Consider the following 20,719-nt stretch of genomic DNA (forward strand, 5'->3'; position numbering starts at 1 on the left):
TAACTACCTGTCATTCTTATTGTGCTGAGGCGCGCTTACTTAACAAATTCCGCTGCCTGTTTAAGTACTTCTATGCCGGCACCGCTGCGGTGGGCGTTTTCACTGATATGGCGACGGAACTGGCGGCCGCCTCGCTGACCATGAAATAAACCGAGAATATGGCGGGTCATATGACCCAGATAAGCACCCTGAGATAACTGTTCTTCAATGTACGGGTAAAACTGCTCCAGCACCTCGGCACGGCTTGGTACAGACGAACTTTGACCATAACAGACTTGGTCTGCTTCAGCCATTATATACGGGTTCTGATAAGCTTCCCGGCCCAGCATTACGCCATCTACGTGCTGCAGATGTTCCTGACTGGCTTCAAGGGTTTTTATGCCGCCGTTAATCAGGATTTCCCGTTCCGGAAAATCCTGTTTGATCCGGTATACCCATTCGTATTTCAGGGGGGGGATGTCACGATTTTCTTTCGGACTCAGGCCCTGCAAAATGGCCTTTCGGGCATGGATAATGAAGGTTTTGCAGCCTGACATTTTAACGGTGGAAATGAAGTGGTGCAGCTGTTCATAGCTGTCCATATCATCGATCCCTAAGCGGTGTTTTACCGTGACCGGCACGGAAACTGAGCTTTGCATCGTATGTAAACACTCAGCAACCAGTTCCGGGTGGGCCATCAGACAGGCGCCAATCATATTGTTTTGTACCCGGTCGCTCGGGCAGCCGACGTTCAGGTTAACCTCATCGTAACCATAGTCTTCGGCCATTTTGCTGCATTGGGCCAGATCCTGAGGATTGCTGCCGCCCAACTGTAACGCAACGGGGTGCTCCTGAGGGTTGTATTTCAGGAAGCGCTCAGTATTCCCGTGAATCAGCGCCCCAGTGGTAACCATTTCGGTGTACAGCACCGCCTGGGAAGAGATCAGCCGGTGAAAATACCGGCAGTGCCGGTCTGTCCAGTCCATCATCGGGGCTACGGTAAAGCGTCGATTGACTGTATCTTGCGGGTTTATAGGCTTGTTCGTTGTTTTTACTGCGGTTTCAGACACTCTGTATTACTCTTGTTTTACCCGGTTTTTCACTGTTTTTTGCTACTTGGTGCTACACAAATGCTACAATAATTTTCTGTAGCACCTGTTTGGTGTGTCTATAGCATCAGAGGGGTGAAAAGGTGGCAACGATTAGCAAGCGGAAGAGAGTCGATGGTTCGTTTTCTTACACGGCCCAGATCCGCATTAAGCAAAAAAGGGAAGTAGTTTACACTGAGTCAGAAACCTTTTCCAAAAAGGCATTAGCTAAGGCATGGGCTGACCGGCGAGAAGCTGAGTTAAAGATGCCTGGTGTGCTGGAAAAGATGCTGCATGTTGGGGTTTCAATAGGCCAGGTGGTTAGATGGTATCGCGACGATTTTCATGGTCTGTCAAAGTTTGGCCGTTCTAAGCTAAGTAGTATTAATTATCTGATTAATCATCCTGAGCTGTCTGAGATAGATGCCTTGACAGTGACTGCTGCAGATCTGGTTGCTTATATACATTCACGGCGTGCGGAAGGTGCAGGGCCCTCAACGGTTAATAACGATTTAATCTGGCTGCGTAATGCTTTTCGTGCTGTGAAGATTGGGCGAAATATTCCTTTGAGTCTTGAGCCTTTGGATGACGCTGCGTATTTGTGTCGCAAAGAGAAAGTCATTGCTAAATCTAAGAAGCGTGATAGACGACCAACTCTGGCCGAGTTAGATCGGCTTATTGAGCATTTCGGCCAGAAGCGTAAAGCTCAGATTCCGATGGGTGAGGTAATTCTATTCGCACTGTTTTCCAGCAGGAGGCAGGATGAAATTTGCAGGATTCGTTGGGCTGATGTTGATACAGAAAAGCAACGAGTGCTGGTACGGGAAATGAAACACCCGCTAGAGAAAATTGATACCTGGGTGTTTCTTCCTGATAGAGCTTGGGAAGTACTGCAGCGCCAGCCTAAAGATAATGAACTGATATTCCCCTATAACGGTAAATCAGTCAGTGCCGCTTTCACTAGAGCTTGTAAGTTAGTAGGGATTGAAGATCTGAGGTTCCACGATCTGCGACATGAATGTGCCAGTTGGTTGTTTGAGCAGGGACTGGATATTCCTAGGGTGGCTGGGGTTACCGGTCATAAGTCTTGGAGTAGTTTGCAGCGGTATACGCATCTGAGTGAGCAAGGTGTGTTTGATAAGTATGATAAGTGGCGGGTTTGGGTGTGAGCATGGATTGCAGTGTATGTTTTTCACGTTAATTGACGTTGGTGGATGTCAGTTGTGTGCCAAAAGCGGATAAGTTTAGAAGTAATGAGTACTGCGTGGTGGGGTCTGCTGTGGCGCTTAAAATACCTGATTTATCTCAACGTGTTACCAAAAAGTCCATTTCCATTTTATGATGCTATAGCGATTAATATCGTTACTGAGATATAGTCCAGTTAGGTGGGTGATTGGAGTACCCGTACCGTAGTCTGAAAAAGGTCTGCGCAGCTCGATTTAGCACTTAAGATAAGTCAGGCGGATATTCAGGATGAATACCATTAATCCTTTTTGTCTCTCTTGCAGTACTTTTCCTTGCTTGTTTCGTTACATCTTGCTGGTCCTTGTGACTTCTCAGGGGCGCTTCATACTCATCCTTGAACTTTAGCGTTACTAATAAAGCTATAAAATTAAGGACCTTATATTGAAATTGTTAGGTCGAACGTAGAGCGAAGTATATGAATTTACTGGATTTAATTAGAACAAAAGCAAATAGTTTTCCTAATGGTCAAAGACGACAAGGGATAGATGCTGTAATTCTGCATATAGAAACAGCAGAGAAGTATTGGAAATTTGCTTGTAATAGTTCAGATTCAAATATGTTCACGGACGTTATATATCGATCTAATCAAGCATTTGAGGGGACTCTAAAAGAGGCTTATGAGGTTCTTGCTGACAGAGATCCCTCTAATAAAACTCCTTATGAAATTGAGATGTATCTTTCAGAGAACTCTATATTCAGGGATCGAGTTCTATCGTTATTTACTAGATATCGAAAAGATTGGAGAAATCAAGCAGCACATGACTACAAACTTTTTTTCGATGAGCAAGAGGCTATATTAGCAATAACTAGCGTAACTACATTTTGTAATATACTACTAGATCAAATGCTTTCAAAATCTAACGAAGAACATGAAAAGCTTAAGGCTAGTGAATTTTCAATGGAAATAATTTCTAGTATTGGCAATTATAATACTCTGAATTTAGTAGATAAACTAACAGCTCTGATTAAAAGATCTTATTATTATCTCATGGAGGGGGAAAATCCACCTCAATCAAAATTAGAGTTTAACGGCCAATTGGCAGGCTTCATTAAAGCCATCGATCCTAGTTTAGTAATTAGGCAAGAAGTTATAGTTGATTCAAATAAACGTTACCAGGCAGATTTTGTTTTTAGCTCTGACGGTGAAAGTGTAATAGTTGAAACTCAGCGCAGTAAAAATGGCTCATTATTTCTTGAGAGAGCCGAGTCTCAATTGCGCCAATACATGACCTCCTCAAGCCATAAAGAAGGTCTACTAGTGTTTTATAAACCGGGGATTAAAGAAAGTATAGTTGATAGAAAAGAAGAACTTCCTATCGATTCTAGGCAGCAAAATATAACATACATAGTCCCATACGAGAGTTGAACTTTAAAAAATAATTAACTTAGGGGGGGGGGCTCTGAGTAGGCATTATATTAGTGAAAGATTTTTAGTTTTAAATGGTTTTAGAGTAGTAGAAGAGGGTTGGTGGCGGGATTTATCAAGTTCAGACTATTTAGTTATTAAATATATTGGAGTTTTTAAATGTGTGAATACGGGCTAAAAGAAGCTATTGACGAGAATATGCCGTTTATTGATGAGCTTCTTCAGAGGTCAAATGTCCCCATATTTTATCGATTCATACGTGCCGCTAAAATTTTTGTAGATGAGGTTGTCGTTGATTGTAATCTTGAGAGCAAAGATGAGTTGTTAAAAAGTAAAGCTTTTGTTGATGGAATAGTTCCATTAGTAAATAACTGGTATCGCAATAAATATGGAGATTTAGCTGGGGATATTAAAGACCGATCTTATTCTGGAATAATTATTCCCTATGGTCATCCTGTATTAGTTGATATACCTGCTACTACAAGTAGGGTCGAAGTGCGTAATGAAACAGCATGGTTGACTTTTCCTGACAGTCTTCAGGAAACCGAATCAATGAGTGATATGGTTCAAACGAAAAGCGGATTGAATAGCCTATCTAAAAAAGAGATGGATAAGCTATCTTCTGAATTTGAAGAGGTTGTTTATCTAACTCGTTCTATAAATCTGAATATTATGGCGATGACCGGTTTTGACCAAGAAACGTCCAATATGGCAAAAGGTATATGGAGTCATTTTGAAAAGTCTATTGCAGACATTTTATCATTTAAAACTCAACAACTATCAATAGGTTGTTGGGAACTCCATTTAGCAATTGAGAAGGCTCTTAAAGTCTACTTAAAGCAAATTAGTGGTAGTAGGCCATTTGGACATGACTTGATTAAATTATGTGACAGAATTAGAGAGCATGATCCTTCTTTAGATCTTTCACTTGTTCAATTGCTACCGACTGACAAAAGGGCTATTAGACTACGGTATTCCGAGCTTATTATTAATCAGAGTGAGGTGCTGCATTACTATAAAATAGCGTTATTATTGGTGTCGAAGTTAACAGATAAATATACAAAAAAATATAAATTCAACAATGCATCCTTTTTAATAAAAGTGTCACTACTGAAAGGATAAACTTATCTTTAATATTAGCTCTTGGTATGTATGTAAACTTCAATGGTTAGAGCTATTACGGTCTAAGCTATTTATTTAGTAACTTGAGGCGATAAATGAAAGTTATTGACTACGATAGGATAGAAGAATGGGCGCCTTGGATAGATGAAATGATTTTCGGAGCTATCTCCCGTGATTTTTTAAAACATATAGCAAAATATCAGCCGGAGTATATCGAAGATGCTGCGGATATTTTGTATCAGTATATCGATAAAAAAGATTTAGTAAACTATTTAGAAAATAGCCTTAAAAAATTCTATGTAAGGGTATATCACGGAACACGACTTTCGCAAGGCGAATTAGCTGATATAAAATCTAACGGGCTTCGTCCACTACTTTTAAAGGAAAGAAAGAAGAATTTAATAGAGATTTTCAAAGAGCATTCCGAGTGGGAAGGAGTAAAGTCGAATCTTGATGGAGTGCTTCATCGGCTAGGGCCTGGAGAGGAAGCAGGCCGAAGGGAGGATGGAAATATCTATGCTTGCTTCTCCAGGAAAGGTCTTCTCGAGGGGGCTAGTCATTATTTAAGATACGGCGCGGAAGTTGATGGGCATGTGGCTAGTATGATGTTTGACGACTTAGCTGCAGCGAGAAGGCTATTAAGTATTAACCGGACTCCATATTTAATTTCATTTGTAGTTGATTTTGAATCTGCGTTGTCAGCAGCTAACCCCTTTATTTTTAATGGCGAAGATATCCCTTCACTTCTAAGGCAAATTGTTGAGTCTTGGGCTTACAGAAAATACAAAGCAACTTTTAGTTCTGAAAGTCTCTGTGATTGCACGGCAGCCATGTTTCGTGGTCCTAGGCCATCAAACGAGCTGGAAAGCATTGAGGTGGTTAGTGAAAATTCAATCATCTCCTAGCAAGGTGGAGAATGGATAACAGGCCCGGTCGGGAGTTTTTTTGCTTTGCTTCGGCCTAAAGCGCAAAAAAGCCTCTGTTTGAGGCGTTAATGTCTACTCCTGACATAATGCTAAAAAAGGGCAGGCCTGATTTTTGTTGATTAGGCCTGTAGGTATAGAGCTCAAGCGCTTTTCCCATTCACCCGTTCCCAGTCATGCTTTGCTTGTTGTCGATGATTATCTATGAAGTTGGCCAGGTCGGCGGCGCTGACCAGCCATTCGCTTTTTTGTGATCCGCCTCTGTATACCGGAACAGGCAGGCGCTGGTGTCTGGCGTGTTCAGCGGCTTTTTTGATGTTAAATCCAAAGAATTTTTCGCAGCAGTCTTTGAGTGGGATTTCTCCTGTTTCGAATTCTGCCAATAGGCTGAAATATGTAGATGCCATTATTCTTCTCCGGTCCTGAGGGTGGTGGCGATGTTGAGTGCTGCTGTCGCTTCTTTTACGTAGTTTTGGCTCAGGTTCTGGGTGGCTTCTTTGATGCCTGCCGTGAGCACGTCTATCTGCTGTTGCTGGCGCAGGGTTTTCTCCAGCAGGTTTTTCAGGTCTTCAGTCAGGCTGCAGGTGTTGTGGTTGAGTATTTCCTGCAGGTGATTGAGGGCCAGTTTGTTCTGGGTTACCAGGTGGCGAGTGATGCTTCCGGGGTGCCAGTCGCCAGGCTGAAAGCTGAGGGCTTCGTGGGCCAGTAAAATCCGCGCTTCTGCGCTGATTGTGACCGTTACCTGGTCTTTTAGTAATGCGCTCATGTTGATTTCCAGTTAAGTACTTGTACTGCGAAAACCCCATTGAAGGGGCGCTAGGAAAGTTGGGTAATGCTGTGTTCAGCCGATGATTGGAATTGAATAGCACTTCTCTGTTTGTAGGGCGGTTTCTATGTCTGCTAGGGCTGCTGCCATTAGGCTTTCGTCGCCTGTGAGTAGTGCGGCTTTTGCCGTGAGCAGTGCTTGCTCTATATCGTCATTGACACAGCTTGCTGTTTTGTGTGTTGGCATTGTGTCCGTTCCTATTAGTGTTTGAGCATGTCATTCGTGCGACAGAGGTTTTCCAGCCACGTTAGGCCTTCGCTGGTAGCTACGGTTTTGTAGTACTGGCGTTGCATGCCGCCAGCAGTAAAGGCTGTGCGTGGGACGCTGATGAGCAGTCTTTTTTCGCGCAGCTCTGGTACCGGTGTGTTGTCGGTGTTTAGGTAGAATTTTTCCTTAAGGAATTTAATGAGTTTGTTGCGGCCGCCGTTGAAGTTGATGGCTTCGGCTGCGGCTTTCATGTCATACAGTGCCATTGCTGTTGCTCCCTTGCTGTGGTTGGTCCCGGTTAATGAGAAAGTTGGCGGCTTCTTCCATGCTGCTGAAGTGTTGTTCAGAGCCTGAAACGGTGTGGCGGTATACAAGCCCGACGCGTTGATAGGTGATTATTCCCCTGGTGTGTTGGCCCTTAAAACGCCACTGGTTTGCTGATATTTGTTGTATCGGATTATTCATTTGCAATACTTTGTTTAAAGTTTATGTTGTAAATCCTACAATCAAAAACTGAAATTGGTCAAGATAATTGATGCGAATTTTTAAATTTAAACTTGCAATTGGTTGTTGGAAGTGGATGAACGGCAGTGCGGATATGTAAAAAAGCCCGCTAGTGGGCGGGCTTGAAAAGGAATGGGGGAGGAGCTTAACCGCGGATTAGGTACTCAAGGAACTGCATTTGTGTTGTGTTTGTAGAGCTGGTAATGGGTGTCATAGTTCCCATATTAGAAACGGAATATGTGTCGTAGGTTACAGAGCCTTGATACATTTCGTCTTTATCTTTGTCCCAGCCCATACGGTTTGCAAATTTAACTTGTATACAGGTCTTTTTATCTCCGCTGAATATGATATCGCCTTCTTTGAAGCTTATGATGGGGCCTTGTGTCCATACCTGGTACGCTTTTTTATCTTTAGTACGGGTGTCGTATTGAATGTCCAATGCTTCTCGCATAGCGTATGGTACTGGGAAAGCCCATTCGTCAGTATGTAGGCTACCTTGTGATCCTGAATAGCTAATTTTTGAGACTAGTAATGTTGTTGATCGTTGTGAGCGATCCTTCCAAAGTAGCTTGAGGTGTTCTAAGCGAGAAGTAGGATCATAAATTGCTTCAAGCCAATCTTCTTCTGAAATTATGTGTAGCTGGCAGGTAGGATCTGCTTGATATTCCATAGCTTTTTCAATTTTCCTACCATAACTTGAATGAATCCAGTCTTTTGTGATTATGCTTCCAGTTACAAGGTAGTTAAGATTTTTCGTGACGTTTTTGCTTATAGTTGCGCCTTGATTGATGGTGGCATTTTCGCACTGCTTTCGACTCCCTGAGGCAAATGTTCCGGTGAAGCAAAAGCTTTTACCGTTAAAGTCTACTTTGTCATCATGGAGGGATATTGAAGTGACGGTTGCCTCTGTGGACCCGGTTTGGAGAAAGTTTGTGCTGAAGTTCGAAAGGAGCTCTAATAAATCAGTTCGCTCTTCTTCAGTGATTAGTTGATCTTTGAGAATGCTATTCAATCGGGTGCGTAAAATGCTAACAGGCCATTCATCAAGTGAGCTTAATTTTATTTGCTGTTGTAGTTCGTAGATTTCCTGGTCATTGAGAATGTTGTCTGCTGTTATACCTTGAATGAACCCCAAAATATTATTAATTATTTCTGGAGTTTTTTCTTGATAAGCATTGAGTTCCTTTGCTTGTCTTGCCAAGCTATTTTTAAGTTCAGTATGCTCTGTTGTAGTTAGAGTCTTCTTTTTAAGTGCTTCTCTAACAGTGCAGGCTAACAAGGCTACTTCAACCTGACTGCTGATGTTTTTGTTCTGTTTCAGCCAAGCATCTAAAAAGAGAATTTCTACATCATTTATTGTGTCGTCTGCAACAATGCCGGAGGTGATTCCGCGTAATGATGTAAGTGCTTTTCTATAATTTCGTGAGTAGTTAAATCGATTTGTGTTATACATCCATGTGTACTCTATTTTTTCTGCTACCTATCCGGTACGAGCAATTAATTAAATTGCTCGTACATCTAAGAGTATCTAAGGCTTAGTTTTCGGAACTTTCCTGTGAAGGATATTTGTTTATTAAATATTCTAATATTGCAGGATTAAGCTCTTGTCCTTTTTTATAAATTACGGTATTTATTTTTCCTCTATCAAGGATGCATGAAGAAATTAATTTTACCGCAATTGCTAAGCCGAATCTTGACTTTTCATTTAGCTCAATATCTGAAAATGCTCCGTTAGTTTTCTTTCCAATGCCTTTGTAGCTACACTGTGCGTCATTCCAGATAAAACCATGATAAGCATCTTGATAATCTTTATTAGAGAATAAGCCTTCTTCTTTTAAACAAAATGCGGTGGCGAGTATGAATTTTTCAGAGTCGTTGAGATCTTGTATATTACGGTAAAAGTCTACACCTTCAACAGTTGCCATTATTACTGATCTGTTCCCCGCGGTAATAGCGGTCCCCACTATGCTTTGTGCAGCATAAGCAGCTCCTACGGCGCCTCCAAACATGTTTGAAAGCCCTAGGTTAGCAACCAGGTTTGGGCTTTCCATATAAGACTTAGTTGCTTTAAATGCATCTATATCATGTCTTTTATAAAATTTATATGAGTTAAACTCTATAGATTCATCTTGAAATAGAGTTTCAGCATTTATGATAGTTTGAATGCTTTTTACGGCACCTTCAGCATCAGATAAATTATCAATGTTAATGTCTGATGGGATTGGTATTAAATGCTGAATTACTTCTGGGATATTTTCTGTATTTAGGTTGCTAATTTTATTTATGATGTTTTCTTTTTTTTCTTTAGCGGTTTTTGCAATAATTAATATATATGAAAGGTCAATCTCTTTTAATTTGGATTTTGTTGACTTCAGGTTATCGATAGTTACAGTCTCAAAAACAGGATATTGCTCAAAGTTTTCAATATAGTCTTTAAGGCTCTTGAATTTATCAATTTTCTTTTGTGTATCGACTATCGATTTTTCGATATATTTTGCTTCAGCAGTATTTAATGCGTTTTTGGTTAATGTTAGTGCTGACTTAAAAAAACTCATAGTAATATCCTTTTTACAGCGAAGATTAAAATTAAGTGACTATAAACTGCCCATTAGTACTTTTACTGCTTGGCCAATGATGCGTAAGTTTTCGAAGTTATAAGGTGCAATAACTTCATCTTGGTATTCAGGGTTGTTTTTGTTGTCTGATGTGATTAGCCAATTACCATCCATGCGTTGCATTAGGCGTTTTACGCGCAACTCATTTTCGACGGCAATCGCATAAATCTTTCCTGAAACAGGGCGGCGCTCGGCAGTATTTACCAGCAGCATATCGCCATCTTCCAGCTTGGGTGTCATAGAGTCCCCTTTGACATATACGACAGAAAGATGATCAGGGCTGAGGCCGTTCTGATATATCCAATCCTGATCAATTGGTACCCAGTCAGATACTTCTTCCATATCTATATGGCGTCCTGCTCCTGCAGCAAGCTCAACATCGAAGACAGGTATTTTAATAAAGTTTGCTGGAGCGCCTGATTCAGGCTCGCTGGTACCAAACATTAACCACTCTTTAGAGCAGTTTAATATCTGGGCAAGCGCTTCTAAACGTTTGCCTCTGGGGGAGTTGCGACCAGCTTCCCATTGTTGAACAGATTGCGGGGTGACTCCTAGCCGCCGGGCTAGTTCAGACATGTTCAGTCCCTGTTCTTCACGGCGCTTTGTTATGCGGGTGCTGGTGCTATCAGTCATGATTTCTCTGCAACTCTTTGGGTGATAGATGATTGTACAAGCAATCCTTTAAACTCTCATTTAAATTAATTGTTGTAATTCTTACTGTGTGCATTTAAAGTTTTGGTTGTAATTTTAGACTATGGAAATTCATATGAGCGCATTAAGACAGGCAGTTGAAATGATTGGTGGTCAAACAGCCTTGGCTGAGCATTTTGGAATTAGCCCTCAGTCAGTTCAGCAGTGGGTAATGCAAGATCGGGTGCCTGCAAGTCGAGTTATTCGAATAGAGGCAATTACTTCTGGGCAAGTAACGCGGCACCAACTTCGCCCAGATTTATATCCAGAGGATGTCGTTAAAGTGAAGGATAAAACTTCAGATCTAGATATCGCTACGGTGAAAAGCGGAGATTGAAACCGATGGGTGCAAAAAAACAGTTTCAGGATGACGGGCAGATTCATAGCGTTGATCTGGCGTGTTATCACGCGATTCATGCATATCCCGGCGGTGTGAATGCCGTGGCGGCGGGGTTCGGGTGGAAGCCTGCGGTGCTGCAAAACAAGATTAACCCGACACAGACAACGCATAAGCTGACGGCGAAAGAGCTGGAGGCGGTGCTTGAGCTGACCCGTGATGAGCGGATTTTGGCGGCGCTTGGTGTTGCTGGCGGCGGTGTGTTCGTGCCGGTTGAAAAGGTTGAGCCTGTTGGTGATGTGGGTGTTCTTGAGTGTGGGACTAACTTGCATGGCGGGTCTTTCCATTTGAGTAAGGCGTTTGTTAAGGCGCTGGAGGATGGTGTGATTGATGGGCCTGAGAGCGAGAACTTGAAGCGTGAGGCGTATGAATTACAAAAACGGATTGCTGAGCTGCTGTTGGTGGCTGATCAGTTCCGGAAGGATTAGGGAGAGCGGTTATGAATTCTGTTTCTATTCAGTCGGATATTGAGCGTGTCGAGATGCGAAACTCGTATTTCAGTCATGGCAATGGTGAGCCTTTTTGGGTGTGCGTGTTGGCTGAGAAAGGTGAGTCAGTTGGTAACACTGTTGTTTTTACGGCTGCTACTTCGGATGAGATTGCAGAGTGGTTTGAGTCTATGGCGGCTGAAGTGCGTGAGTCTGCTAAAGGTCAGGAGGTTTCAGGGTCATGATTGTTATCGGTGTAACTGGTTCAGATTCGCTTCAGCAGAAGCGGGTTGCTGAGGCTTTGGTTGGGCGTGAATCGCCTGTTATCTGGTCATTCTCCAGTGCGGCGGAGCGGGTTGCCGGGGCGTTGTTTGGTTTGAGTTATCGCCAGATGGCTAGTGATGCGGATCGGGGTCTTCGTGATTCCGTGTTTGGTGAGTCGCCTGATGGGCTGGTTGATTGGGTTCGGGATTTTGTGCCGGTTGAGGTTTGGCGGCAGGGGGTGGTTAAGCGCCTCAAAGAATACCCGCCTTGTCAGTATGTTGTTTTGACGGATTTAACTGAGGAGTGGCAGGCGAAGTTTGTGCGTGATTGCGGTGGCTTGATTATCCATATCACTGCTTGTGAGTTTGCGCTTGATACGCCTGTTAACAGTGAGATCCATGACATTGAGTATGACCCTGCCGGGCTTTCTTTGGATTGGCTGAGGGAGCGATTTTCTGCCTGGACGGGGTGGCATTGCTCGTCGTTTGATTGGCGGCGGTTCGTTTCGGGTCGGGGGGAGTGCCTGACCGCTGCGGGAACAGCGGCAGGCGATTGCTAGGGGCTGGGCGGCCCTTTGCAATACAAGCGCCTGAATTATAGGGGCGTTTTGAGCAAGGGTGCAAATTTTGGGAGCGGTGTTATTCGCATTTTTGAACCGTTGTGAGGATTTTGGTAATGAGTGAATGCTTTAAATCAGGGTTGGTTTATCTGTTAGCTGAGGATTTATGTGCGGCTCGTGAGTTGTTGTTTCGGTTGTTTCCTGCTGTTCAGGGACAGTGTGGTGAGGTGTTTGAGGTTTGTCCGGGGCTGCGGGTAAGGCCTGTTTCGCAGGTGGGTGAGCCTAAGTGGTTGAGGGTGACAGTCAGGCCAAAGGTTGTTTTTTCGGAGAATGTGTCGCTGGGCTTTTTGTCGGGGCCGTATCTTTCTTATTGGGCTGCTGAGCTGAAGCCGCTGGGTGAGTGGCTGGATGAGTTGGGTGTGCCTGCGGAGCAGGAGAAATGCCCGGGAGGGGTGAGCATGAAGCCTAACGAACAGAAACCGCCCCTTAAAGGGGATTATGTCGCCATTCCGTACCGGGATTTACAGGTGGAAGATGGTGTGATCCTGCTGTATGGCCGGGGTGAAACGCCGGAGGCAGCCGTGCGGGCGTTGGATGGCAAAGGTATGACGGATTACTGGTATGTGAAAGATGGGCCGGTGCCGATTGACGTGTGTGAGTGTCTGCCACCGGATGAGGCGCAGGAGGCGGCGGGGTATATCTGGTTCACAGGTGAGACGTTGTGGTCTGGGCCGTGCCCTCTTGAGCAGTTGGCGGATGGTCTGCCATCGTTTTTATTTGTCGAGGGTGACGCACCAACCCAATACCAACACGGGATGTTAGACCGGATTGCCGATGAAGCCACGTCGCGCCTGTGTTTCAGGCGTGATCAGAAATCTATCACAGAGGAGGATTAGCTTGAATCAAAGGGAGTATGAGGCGCTGGATGCTGAGTTTTTGTCTCATGAGGCTAAGTTGATCTATCTGATGGTGCTGCGGCGGTATATGGATTATGTGACGGGTGTTGTGGGTGTTACGGCGCGCATTAGTTATCCGAAGCTGATGGAGGCGCTGGAAGTTCAGCGGCCCCGTCGGTCACGGTTGCCTAAGCAGACGTATAACGTGCGTAAGGTGCGTTATGAGATTGAGCAGCTTGAGAAGCGTGGTCTTGTTGAGCCGGTGCCTGATCTTCCTTTGGTGTTCAGGTTGCCATTGGCTACGTGCGATGAAAACCGTGCAAAAGAACAGCGGCAGTACAGCGGCAGCAATAGCGCTGCACAGCGTCAGGATGATTTAGGCAAAAAATCCTTTGAAAACAATGGGGTTGCCGGTGGGTCGGATGATGTAAAGCGGCAGCACAACGGCAGCTTAAACGATGAACAGGGTCAGACATCCGTTAATCCGTTAAAAAACTCTCTTTCTCTGGAGCAGCCTGAAAAATTTTCTATGCATGCTGGATGGCAGTTGGTTGATGAGGATCGGGTGTCTTATTCGGTTGCTGGTCATGGTCTGTATTTTTGGGATTTGGATGAATTTGAAAAGGAGGGGGTGTTAACAGAATTCGTTGATTACTGGAGTGGGCGGCCAGATAGGCAGTATTCACAAGCGGGGTGGGAGCTTCGGTTCGTGGAGAGTGCTGTTAGGGCGTTAAGGAAGAAACGGGCATAGCCTGAAACTTTGTAATACAAGCATAGGGATACAGGATGACTCAGGTAATGGATTTCGCATCATTGGCAGTTCAGAAGCGACAGGTGAATGTGATGCGGCAGGCAAGCATTGATGCTGGCAAGTCTCAACATCCGGCGATTGATAGTCGGTTGAGGGTGTGGGGAGAATGGACGGTAGCGAATCGCTGCGAGGGTGGAGGTGGTGGTTCTGTGTTGGCTGCTTTGATTGATGGTGGTGGTGTGGTTGTGCGCAGCACTGGTAAGGCTGTGAACATGGCTGAAGATGTATATGACACTGAGCGGGCGGTGTGTCGATTGGATGATAAGTATCGGGAGGTTGTGTTTTTGAAGTATCTGGAGCCGGAGCTAAGTGATCAGCAGAGGGCTGATCGGATGAAGGTTTCCAGGCGGACGTTCTTGCGGTATGTGGCGACGGCTCAGCAAAATATTTTATTTTATCTGAAGCCCCCGGCTCGCAAGGCTTCTGTGCGTGATCAGATGCGTCAAAATCAGTCAGCGGTGAAAAATGGTGTTTGACACCGTGACACAGTAGTTATATAAATCAGCTACTGCCTAAGAGTTGCGGCTACAGAAACCCGGAGTTAACCCCTCCGGGTTTTTTTATGCCTGCAATTTGAGGTTGAACATTGATGAGATTGATACCGGCCTAGTGCCGGTTTTTTTTGGTCTGGAGTTTGGGAGGGTGTTTATGTGAGGAAATCAGATATCACTGTGGATGTTCTCAGAGCGGCGTGTGCTGCTCGTGGGTATGCGTTCTTTGAAGATGGTGATTTCAACTTAAATATAATTGGCATCCGGGCGGCGGATATGGCGGCTAACACATTCAATGACTTTATGTGTTTGGTGTTTAAGGTGGCCGGTGAAGAAAAGCATTTTGTATTTGAGTGTACGACTGATGCCGGTACTTACTACCGGGAAAATCCAATGGTCGTAGATGGGACGATGGTGTTTATCCCTGGTCAGTATCGCGGCGCTTATAAGATGGGTCTTCATCAGGGTAAGTTTCCGGCGCTGGTTCAGTGTAAGCGGTTGCCGGTATGGCGTGATAATAATCGTGATGCTGTTGTTGATGTTGCTTTTCCTGCGGTTGAGTATGGGTTGCAGGGGGCGAATATTCATCATGCGGCGTACAAGGGGGTTAGTCAGTTGGTTGGCAAATGGTCTGCCGGGTGCCAAGTGTTAGCGGATTATTATGATCATCGGATTCTCATGGCGATAGCTGAGAAGGCGGCTGCTATCTGGGGTAATTCGTTTACATACACGTTGTTCACTGAGGAAGAGGTTTTTCCTGTTATTGAACGGGTGGCGTAATGATTGATTACCTGGGGGCTAAGATTTCAGCGATGGGTTCGTACCTTGTTGGCACAGGGTTGATCGTCGGTGATGTGGTGGGTTGGTTGGATGATCATGCGGGGTTTTATGGTTGTGTAGTGACAACGGCAACCTTGATCATGAATTTTCATTTCAATCGAAAGCGCAAGAATCAATAGCTGCGTTCTGCAGCAATACAAGCAAAAGGAATTTTTATTATGAAGCGACTGCGTTATGCGCTGGCGGCGGTTACTGCTGTCTGCGTGTTGGGGCTGGGAGGTTGTGCTGTGCTGGAATCAGTGGGTGAAAAGGCTGCTGAAGTTCATGCGCACGTTAAAACTCTGAAAGAGAAAGGTTGTGCGTCTCTTTCGGTAACAGAAAAACGGGTGCTGGTTGCGGCGATCAAGTTGCGTGTGCCGGATTATCCGCCTAATGGAATCTGCAGCCCTGTCTGGGTGCAGGATGTGCTGGTTGAGCAGCTGGGGGAATTGGATGATGAAGGCGGGGTTTATAACGGATCTGACGACCTGGGATATTCGGCCGGACCCTCGGGGCGGGATGGATCTTTGGTTGAATCAGGTGGAACTGAAGTTTCATTCAGCGATTCTGGATCGGGTGATATCGGTGCCGGTTGGGTATCTGACGGATCTGGCAACTATTCCGTGGTGGGCGCGTTGGTTCATGTCTCCGGCTTCGATGCACATTCGGGCGGCGGCAGTGATCCACGACTACTGCTATACGCATCTGTGCAGCAGCATGAGCAGATCGCAGGCGGATCTGGTGCTGCGGGAGGCTATGGGGTGTGTGACAGTCCCGGCCTCGATGTGGAAGCGCAATGTTGTGTGGGTGGCTGTGCGTCTGGGTGGTCGCGGCGCTTGGTAGCTTAGCTGCTGATTGTTTGAGTGTGCATAGAGCAGGGCTTTCAGTGAAAGCCCTGTTTTTCTATGTGTATTCGCCGGTAAGGCTCTGAAAAATAAAAGGTACTTTGGGCCAGATTTGGCTGTACGGGGGCGCAGACACGCGGAATTTTTGCAGAGATACGAATTTTTGAGGGGGTTGTGGTGGTAACTCCCTGATATATAGGTGTTTTATGTCGTTTGATGGTTTGGAAGAGAGGGCAACGCAGACTGGTTTTGCTCGGTTGGTCGGGGTGTCTCAGCAGGCCATAAGCGGGCGGGTAAAAGACGGGCGTTTGCGTGAGGGGGCATCGTTTGCTGATTGGTTGCTGACGTACTGTGAAGAGTTGCGGGAGCAGGCTGCAGGCCGGGGTGGTGATCAGCAGGCTGATTTTCAGAAATCGCGGGCAGCGGATATGGCTGCAAGTGCTGCGCTTAAGCAGATTCAGTATCACGAAAAAATCGGGACGCTTATTCATCGTGAAGAGGCGCGGATGTTCCTGGGTGATTGGTCGCGGTATGCCCGGCGGGAATTTGAAAATGCTTTCAATGGTTTGTTTCAGGCGATTGAAGAGCGGACGGGTGAGGCTGTGCCGGTAGAGTTAAAGGAAAAGTATGCTGGAGCTGCAAACAAGCGAATTGGAGATTTTGCAAGGAAACTTGGCGGATCTTCTGGAGGAGGTGGCGACAGCGTTTGATGTTGTTGAGGTCGCTCCTACTATTCAGTGGCTTGAGGAGAATTTCTTTCTCCCGGATTGCAATGCCTTCTACGACTTTTATAACACGCCTTACTTTCTTGCGGTTGCGTTGGCCTTTGATGATCTGAAGGTTGATGAAGTTGTTTTGATGAAGGCGGCGCAGATCGGCTGGACCTATCTGTTATTGGGGTATCTCTTAAAGCGGGTTGTTGAGGCCGGTTTAGATCCCTGCAATATCATGTTGCTGTTCGCTAAGGCATTAGATGGCAAAAACTTCCATGATGAGAAGCTGGTTCCAACGGTGAATGCTTCGGCGGTTGTCGCGGATGTGTTGGATGTAAATTCAACCCGTAAGTCTGGCAACCGTTGGGATAACAAAAGCTACTCGGGCGGTTTTCTTAAGATCGTCGGTTCTAACTCGCCGGGTAATGTTAAGTCGTCTTCTAAGATCGGTGTGGGTGTTGTTGAGGAGCCGGATGACACGGCGGACAACGTAGCGGATCAGGGGGATGCGATTACCCTGCTGGAAGAGCGCTTAAAGCGGGCGATTAATTCGTTGCTGATTGTTGGTGGTACGCCTGCGATTAAAGATCTTTCTAAAACAGAAGAGCGGCTAAAGAAAACGGACCAGCGGGAGCTGCCGATTCGTTGCCATAACTGTGATGAATCGCATGTGCTGGACTGGGCCAATGTTCACTGTGACAAAGACCCAAGTTTGAATCATCCGACATATGGCAGTTATGACTTATCGACGGTGATTTACCGTTGCCCGTGCTGCGGTTTTGAGTGGAGTGATTTTCAGCGAAAGGAAAATATTCGTAACACCTGTTTTGATGCATATAACGCTTACTTAGAAGGCGAAACGGACAGCAAGCTTTGCGGTTGGGTGCCGACGGCAAAAAGTGAAGGTAACGCGGTTGGGTTTAAGGATCTGAGTGAGCTGTATGTCTGCATGGAAGGGACAACGCTGGCTAAGGTTTTTGAGAGTTACCTGGAGGCTGAGGCGCTAGCTGAGCAAGGTGATGATAGTAAAAAGCGGGCGTTCCAGAATCAGAAGCTGGGTAAGCCGTATGAGTTTAAGGATGACAACGTAACGGCTGAGCAGATCCGGGAGAAAGGTAGAGATTATCCTGAGCTGATCGTGCCGCGTCATGGTGTGATGCTGACCGCTGGTGTGGATATTCAGCGGGATCGGGTGGCGATTGTTATTCGGGCCTGGGGGTTAGGTATAGAGTCGTGGTGTGTTTACTGGGGTGAGATTTGGGCACACACCTCAATTAATGATGTGAATGACCCGGTATGGACTGCGTTGGATGCGGTTCTGTTCGGTAGCTATCGGCATGCCAGCGGGGCAGTGATGCGAATATCTGCAGTTTCCCTGGATACCAGTGACGGTGTGACACATGACGGAACGTATAACTATGTCCGTTCACGTCAGGGTCGAGGTGTAAAACTGATGGGGATTAAGGGTTCGAATAATCTTGAAGCGCCTATCACAGCGTTGCCTAAAAAAGTGGATATCAATGCGGCGGCGACTAAGGCGGATAAGTTCGGTCTGAAGATTTGGCCGGTTGGTACGCAAGCGATTAAGGATTTAATCGCCGGGCGGATGAAGTTGCATGGTAATGGTCCAGGTCGAATGCATCATTATTCGAAGATCCGGGCGGACTATGCGGATCAGATGACTGGCGAGATCAAAGCGCCACTGAAGGGGCAGTCTAAAAAGCTCGCCTGGCAAAAGAAGTCAGGCCGGGCGGTTGAGGCGTGGGATTGTGAGGTGTATGCCTTGCATGCTGCTTACACATTGAAACTCCACATTAAGTCTGCTGACTGGTGGGAGGCGAAAGCGGTGGAGTTGGTGCAAGTTGATATGCTGGCAGATAACGCGCCGGACGATCTGGTGACAGTGATTGATCATACGCCAGGTGATGATGGTGAGGTAACGGTGACGGATTCGGAGGTGGAGGTTCAGCTTGCGTCTGATTCTAAGGTTGAGCAGGCAGCTGTGCCGGTGGTGCAGCCTAAGAAAGCGGTATCAAGTGGGCCATCTTTGGCTGAGTTGGGGCGGATGATGAATGGAGGTTAAAGCGTGGCGACACAAGAGCAATTAAATGAAGCCCTGGCGGCTAAGCATCAGTTGTTGATGGGAAAGCGGGCAGTAAAAATTCAGAAAGATGGTCGGATGGTTGAGTATACACCGGCAAGCCTTGCAGATCTGGAGCGCTATATATTACATCTTCAGCAGCAGTTGGGGCAGGTGAGTTTGCGGCGTCCGCTGGGAGTGTTTTTATGACGGAATCGCAACCGATAGTCGGGCTTGATGGCTTGCCGTTACGCGGCTCAATGAGCAGTTATCAGGGGGCGGGTGTCGGGCATGGTGGGCAGTTGGCCCGCTGGAGTCCAGGAGTGAAAACGGCTGATGCCGCCCTGTTGCCTGATTTGAAAATGGGTAATGCACGTTCCGAAGATGTGGTGCGTAACAATGCCTTTGCAGCCAATGGTGTGCAGCTTCACGTTGATAACATCGTGGGTGATCACTTCCGGTTGAGCTATAAGCCCCGGTGGGAATCGCTGGGTGTTCGTGAAGAAGAGGCGCGAGCGTTTATCCGGGATGTTGAACAGATCTGGCTGGAAGTGGCTGAAGATCCGGTTGGCTGTTATTTGGATGCAGAGCGCAAACGCACCTTTACGATGATGATGCGTGAAACGGTCAGTGTGCATACCCGGTTGGGTGAAGATTTTGCAGTGGCTGAGTGGCTTGACCGCCCTGGATCGTTGATCAGTACGGCTATCAAATCAGTCTCGCCAAAGCGGGTATCCAATCCCAGCGGCGGTTTTGATAGCGAAATAATCCGGGCGGGTATTGAGCATGATGAACATGGGGCCGCGCTGGCGTATCACATTCGCCAGGGGGTGAGTGCGGGTTATGGTCTGGGTGACGGCATGGGTCGCACCTGGAAGCGGGTGTCCCGTGAAACTGTTTGGGGTCGCGCCAAGGTTATTCACACCTTTGAGCCAATGGAAGATGGGCAAACGCGGGGTGCTAATCAGTTTCTCTCAGTGCTGGAGCAGCTGCAGATATTGCCTAAGCTGCATCATACAACGCTGCAGAAAGCGGTGGTGAATGCTATGTATGCAGTGGCGCTGGAGTCGGATCTTGGTCCGGAGGCTGGTATGGCGTTGCTGGGGGCTGATAGTGGTGTTGAACTGCAGGGATATATGCAGAAAATAGCAGCTTTTCGGGGTGGTGGGTTGAATATTGGCGGAGGTGTTAAAGCGCTGCAAATGATGCCGAATGAGCGCTTAAATCTGCTAACCAGTGGTAATGCAGATAACGGCTATACAGATCTTGAAGATGGGGTGTTGGGTTGGATTGCGGCAGGTCTTAATCTGTCGAAAGAAGGGCTTTCAAAAAACTGGAAGCAGATGTCCTTCAGTACGGCCAGGGCCTCTATGTTGGCTGAGTTTTGTTACTTCATGGGCCGGCGCAAGATTATCCCGTCCCGTAAGGGGCAGGTGATTTTCAGGCTGGTGCTAGAGGATCTGCTGCATAGCGGTGTGCTGAAATTGCCGAAGGGAGCGAACCGGGATTTCTATCAGGCAATTGCTGCCTGGTGTAACTGCGAGTTTATCGGCAGTGGCCGGATGGCGATTGATGGCCTTAAGGATGTGAAAGAGGCCATTCTGCGGATTGAATACGGACTAAGCACGTATGAAAAAGAATTGGCGCAGATGGGGTTGGACTATCAGGAGGTCTTTAAGCAGCAGGTACGTGAGCAGGAAGAGCGGAAGCAGGCAGGCCTGCCGCGTCCGGCCTGGATGCAGATAGATAACTTTGCGCAGGATGATCAGCAAGCCGCTGAGGCTTAATGTTAAATGGTAAACAGAACCCGCTACGGCGGGTTTTTTTATGCCGGTAATGTAGGAAAACGAA

25 protein-coding genes are annotated in these 20,719 nt (G+C 46.3%); 18 read left to right on the forward strand and 7 right to left on the reverse strand.

What is annotated here, in order from left to right; translation table 11 throughout:
- Nucleotides 1-35 precede the first annotated feature (35 nt).
- On the reverse strand, nt 36-968 hold the full coding sequence (dusA, locus tag PCI15_RS07930; protein WP_376787832.1) for a tRNA dihydrouridine(20/20a) synthase DusA: 933 nt from the start codon (nt 966-968) through the stop codon (nt 36-38).
- A gap of 203 nt (nt 969-1,171) precedes the next feature.
- Here dusA and PCI15_RS07935 point away from each other — a divergent pair, with 203 nt between their 5' ends.
- The 4 genes from PCI15_RS07935 (at nt 1,172) to PCI15_RS07950 (ending at nt 5,705) form a co-directional block, all read left to right on the forward strand.
- The gene (locus PCI15_RS07935) at nt 1,172-2,236 is read left to right on the forward strand and encodes a tyrosine-type recombinase/integrase (RefSeq protein ID WP_271273794.1); all 1,065 of its coding nucleotides are present in this window, start codon (nt 1,172-1,174) and stop codon (nt 2,234-2,236) included.
- A 491-nt stretch (nt 2,237-2,727) separates the two neighbouring features.
- Entirely contained in the window at nt 2,728-3,678 is a 951-nt protein-coding gene (locus PCI15_RS07940) for a hypothetical protein (RefSeq protein WP_271273795.1), read from the forward strand.
- A 159-nt stretch (nt 3,679-3,837) separates the two neighbouring features.
- Nucleotides 3,838-4,800: a HEPN domain-containing protein gene (locus PCI15_RS07945; protein WP_271273796.1), complete on the forward strand. Its 963-nt coding sequence runs from the start codon at nt 3,838-3,840 to the stop codon at nt 4,798-4,800.
- Nucleotides 4,801-4,895: 95 nt separating this feature from the next.
- The gene (locus PCI15_RS07950; RefSeq protein WP_271273797.1) at nt 4,896-5,705 is read left to right on the forward strand and encodes a hypothetical protein; all 810 of its coding nucleotides are present in this window, start codon (nt 4,896-4,898) and stop codon (nt 5,703-5,705) included.
- A gap of 161 nt (nt 5,706-5,866) precedes the next feature.
- Here PCI15_RS07950 and PCI15_RS07955 read toward each other — a convergent pair whose 3' ends face one another.
- The 6 genes from PCI15_RS07955 to PCI15_RS07980 form a co-directional block, all read right to left on the reverse strand.
- Entirely contained in the window at nt 5,867-6,130 is a 264-nt protein-coding gene (locus tag PCI15_RS07955; protein ID WP_271273798.1) for a pyocin activator PrtN family protein, read from the reverse strand.
- Complete coding sequence (locus PCI15_RS07960) at nt 6,130-6,489, reverse strand: hypothetical protein (protein ID WP_271273799.1); 360 nt, start codon at nt 6,487-6,489, stop codon at nt 6,130-6,132. The genes PCI15_RS07955 and PCI15_RS07960 overlap by 1 nt, the downstream gene beginning before the upstream one ends.
- Nucleotides 6,490-6,749: 260 nt before the next feature.
- Nucleotides 6,750-7,022: a hypothetical protein gene (locus PCI15_RS07965; protein WP_271273800.1), complete on the reverse strand. Its 273-nt coding sequence runs from the start codon at nt 7,020-7,022 to the stop codon at nt 6,750-6,752.
- Between the two features lie 383 nt (nt 7,023-7,405).
- Nucleotides 7,406-8,713, reverse strand: coding sequence for a BRCT domain-containing protein (locus tag PCI15_RS07970; RefSeq protein ID WP_271273801.1), 1,308 nt, complete (start codon nt 8,711-8,713; stop codon nt 7,406-7,408).
- Between the two features lie 82 nt (nt 8,714-8,795).
- The gene (locus PCI15_RS07975) at nt 8,796-9,815 is read right to left on the reverse strand and encodes a hypothetical protein (RefSeq protein WP_271273802.1); all 1,020 of its coding nucleotides are present in this window, start codon (nt 9,813-9,815) and stop codon (nt 8,796-8,798) included.
- Between the two features lie 39 nt (nt 9,816-9,854).
- Nucleotides 9,855-10,508, reverse strand: a complete 654-nt coding sequence (locus PCI15_RS07980) for a S24 family peptidase (RefSeq protein WP_271273803.1) — start codon at nt 10,506-10,508, stop codon at nt 9,855-9,857.
- Nucleotides 10,509-10,641: 133 nt separating this feature from the next.
- Between PCI15_RS07980 and PCI15_RS07985 the strand changes: the two genes are divergently transcribed.
- The 14 genes from PCI15_RS07985 (at nt 10,642) to PCI15_RS08050 (ending at nt 20,655) form a co-directional block, all read left to right on the forward strand.
- Nucleotides 10,642-10,902 (forward strand): transcriptional regulator, encoded by a 261-nt coding sequence (locus PCI15_RS07985; RefSeq protein ID WP_271273804.1) that lies wholly within the window; start codon nt 10,642-10,644, stop codon nt 10,900-10,902.
- Between the two features lie 5 nt (nt 10,903-10,907).
- Nucleotides 10,908-11,390, forward strand: a complete 483-nt coding sequence (locus PCI15_RS07990; protein ID WP_271273805.1) for a phage regulatory CII family protein — start codon at nt 10,908-10,910, stop codon at nt 11,388-11,390.
- An 11-nt stretch (nt 11,391-11,401) separates the two neighbouring features.
- Nucleotides 11,402-11,635 carry a hypothetical protein gene (locus PCI15_RS07995; protein ID WP_271273806.1) on the forward strand — a complete coding sequence of 78 codons (234 nt, stop codon included), beginning with the start codon at nt 11,402-11,404 and terminating at the stop codon, nt 11,633-11,635.
- Complete coding sequence (locus PCI15_RS08000; RefSeq protein WP_271273807.1) at nt 11,632-12,213, forward strand: hypothetical protein; 582 nt, start codon at nt 11,632-11,634, stop codon at nt 12,211-12,213. Before PCI15_RS07995 ends, PCI15_RS08000 begins: the two co-directional genes overlap by 4 nt.
- Before the next feature lie 116 nt (nt 12,214-12,329).
- Complete coding sequence (locus PCI15_RS08005; RefSeq protein WP_271273808.1) at nt 12,330-13,109, forward strand: hypothetical protein; 780 nt, start codon at nt 12,330-12,332, stop codon at nt 13,107-13,109.
- A 1-nt stretch (nt 13,110) separates the two neighbouring features.
- Nucleotides 13,111-13,860: a hypothetical protein gene (locus PCI15_RS08010; RefSeq protein WP_271273809.1), complete on the forward strand. Its 750-nt coding sequence runs from the start codon at nt 13,111-13,113 to the stop codon at nt 13,858-13,860.
- A gap of 35 nt (nt 13,861-13,895) precedes the next feature.
- Nucleotides 13,896-14,396 (forward strand): RNA polymerase sigma factor, encoded by a 501-nt coding sequence (locus tag PCI15_RS08015; protein ID WP_271273810.1) that lies wholly within the window; start codon nt 13,896-13,898, stop codon nt 14,394-14,396.
- Nucleotides 14,397-14,570: 174 nt separating this feature from the next.
- Nucleotides 14,571-15,191, forward strand: coding sequence for a hypothetical protein (locus PCI15_RS08020; RefSeq protein ID WP_271273811.1), 621 nt, complete (start codon nt 14,571-14,573; stop codon nt 15,189-15,191).
- On the forward strand, nt 15,191-15,370 hold the full coding sequence (locus tag PCI15_RS08025) for a hypothetical protein (protein WP_271273812.1): 180 nt from the start codon (nt 15,191-15,193) through the stop codon (nt 15,368-15,370). The genes PCI15_RS08020 and PCI15_RS08025 overlap by 1 nt, the downstream gene beginning before the upstream one ends.
- 379 nt (nt 15,371-15,749) lie before the next feature.
- On the forward strand, nt 15,750-16,073 hold the full coding sequence (locus tag PCI15_RS23695) for a DUF1353 domain-containing protein (RefSeq protein WP_376787833.1): 324 nt from the start codon (nt 15,750-15,752) through the stop codon (nt 16,071-16,073).
- A gap of 208 nt (nt 16,074-16,281) precedes the next feature.
- Nucleotides 16,282-16,785, forward strand: a complete 504-nt coding sequence (locus tag PCI15_RS08035; RefSeq protein WP_271273814.1) for a hypothetical protein — start codon at nt 16,282-16,284, stop codon at nt 16,783-16,785.
- On the forward strand, nt 16,703-18,871 hold the full coding sequence (locus PCI15_RS08040) for a terminase gpA endonuclease subunit (protein WP_271273815.1): 2,169 nt from the start codon (nt 16,703-16,705) through the stop codon (nt 18,869-18,871). Before PCI15_RS08035 ends, PCI15_RS08040 begins: the two co-directional genes overlap by 83 nt.
- Nucleotides 18,872-18,874: 3 nt before the next feature.
- Complete coding sequence (locus PCI15_RS08045; protein ID WP_271273816.1) at nt 18,875-19,078, forward strand: phage head-tail joining protein; 204 nt, start codon at nt 18,875-18,877, stop codon at nt 19,076-19,078.
- Entirely contained in the window at nt 19,075-20,655 is a 1,581-nt protein-coding gene (locus tag PCI15_RS08050; RefSeq protein WP_271273817.1) for a phage portal protein, read from the forward strand. Before PCI15_RS08045 ends, PCI15_RS08050 begins: the two co-directional genes overlap by 4 nt.
- Nucleotides 20,656-20,719 lie beyond the last annotated feature (64 nt).

The organism is Aliamphritea hakodatensis, from assembly GCF_024347195.1.
GTDB classification, from domain to species: Bacteria; Pseudomonadota; Gammaproteobacteria; order Pseudomonadales; family Balneatricaceae; genus Amphritea; species Amphritea hakodatensis.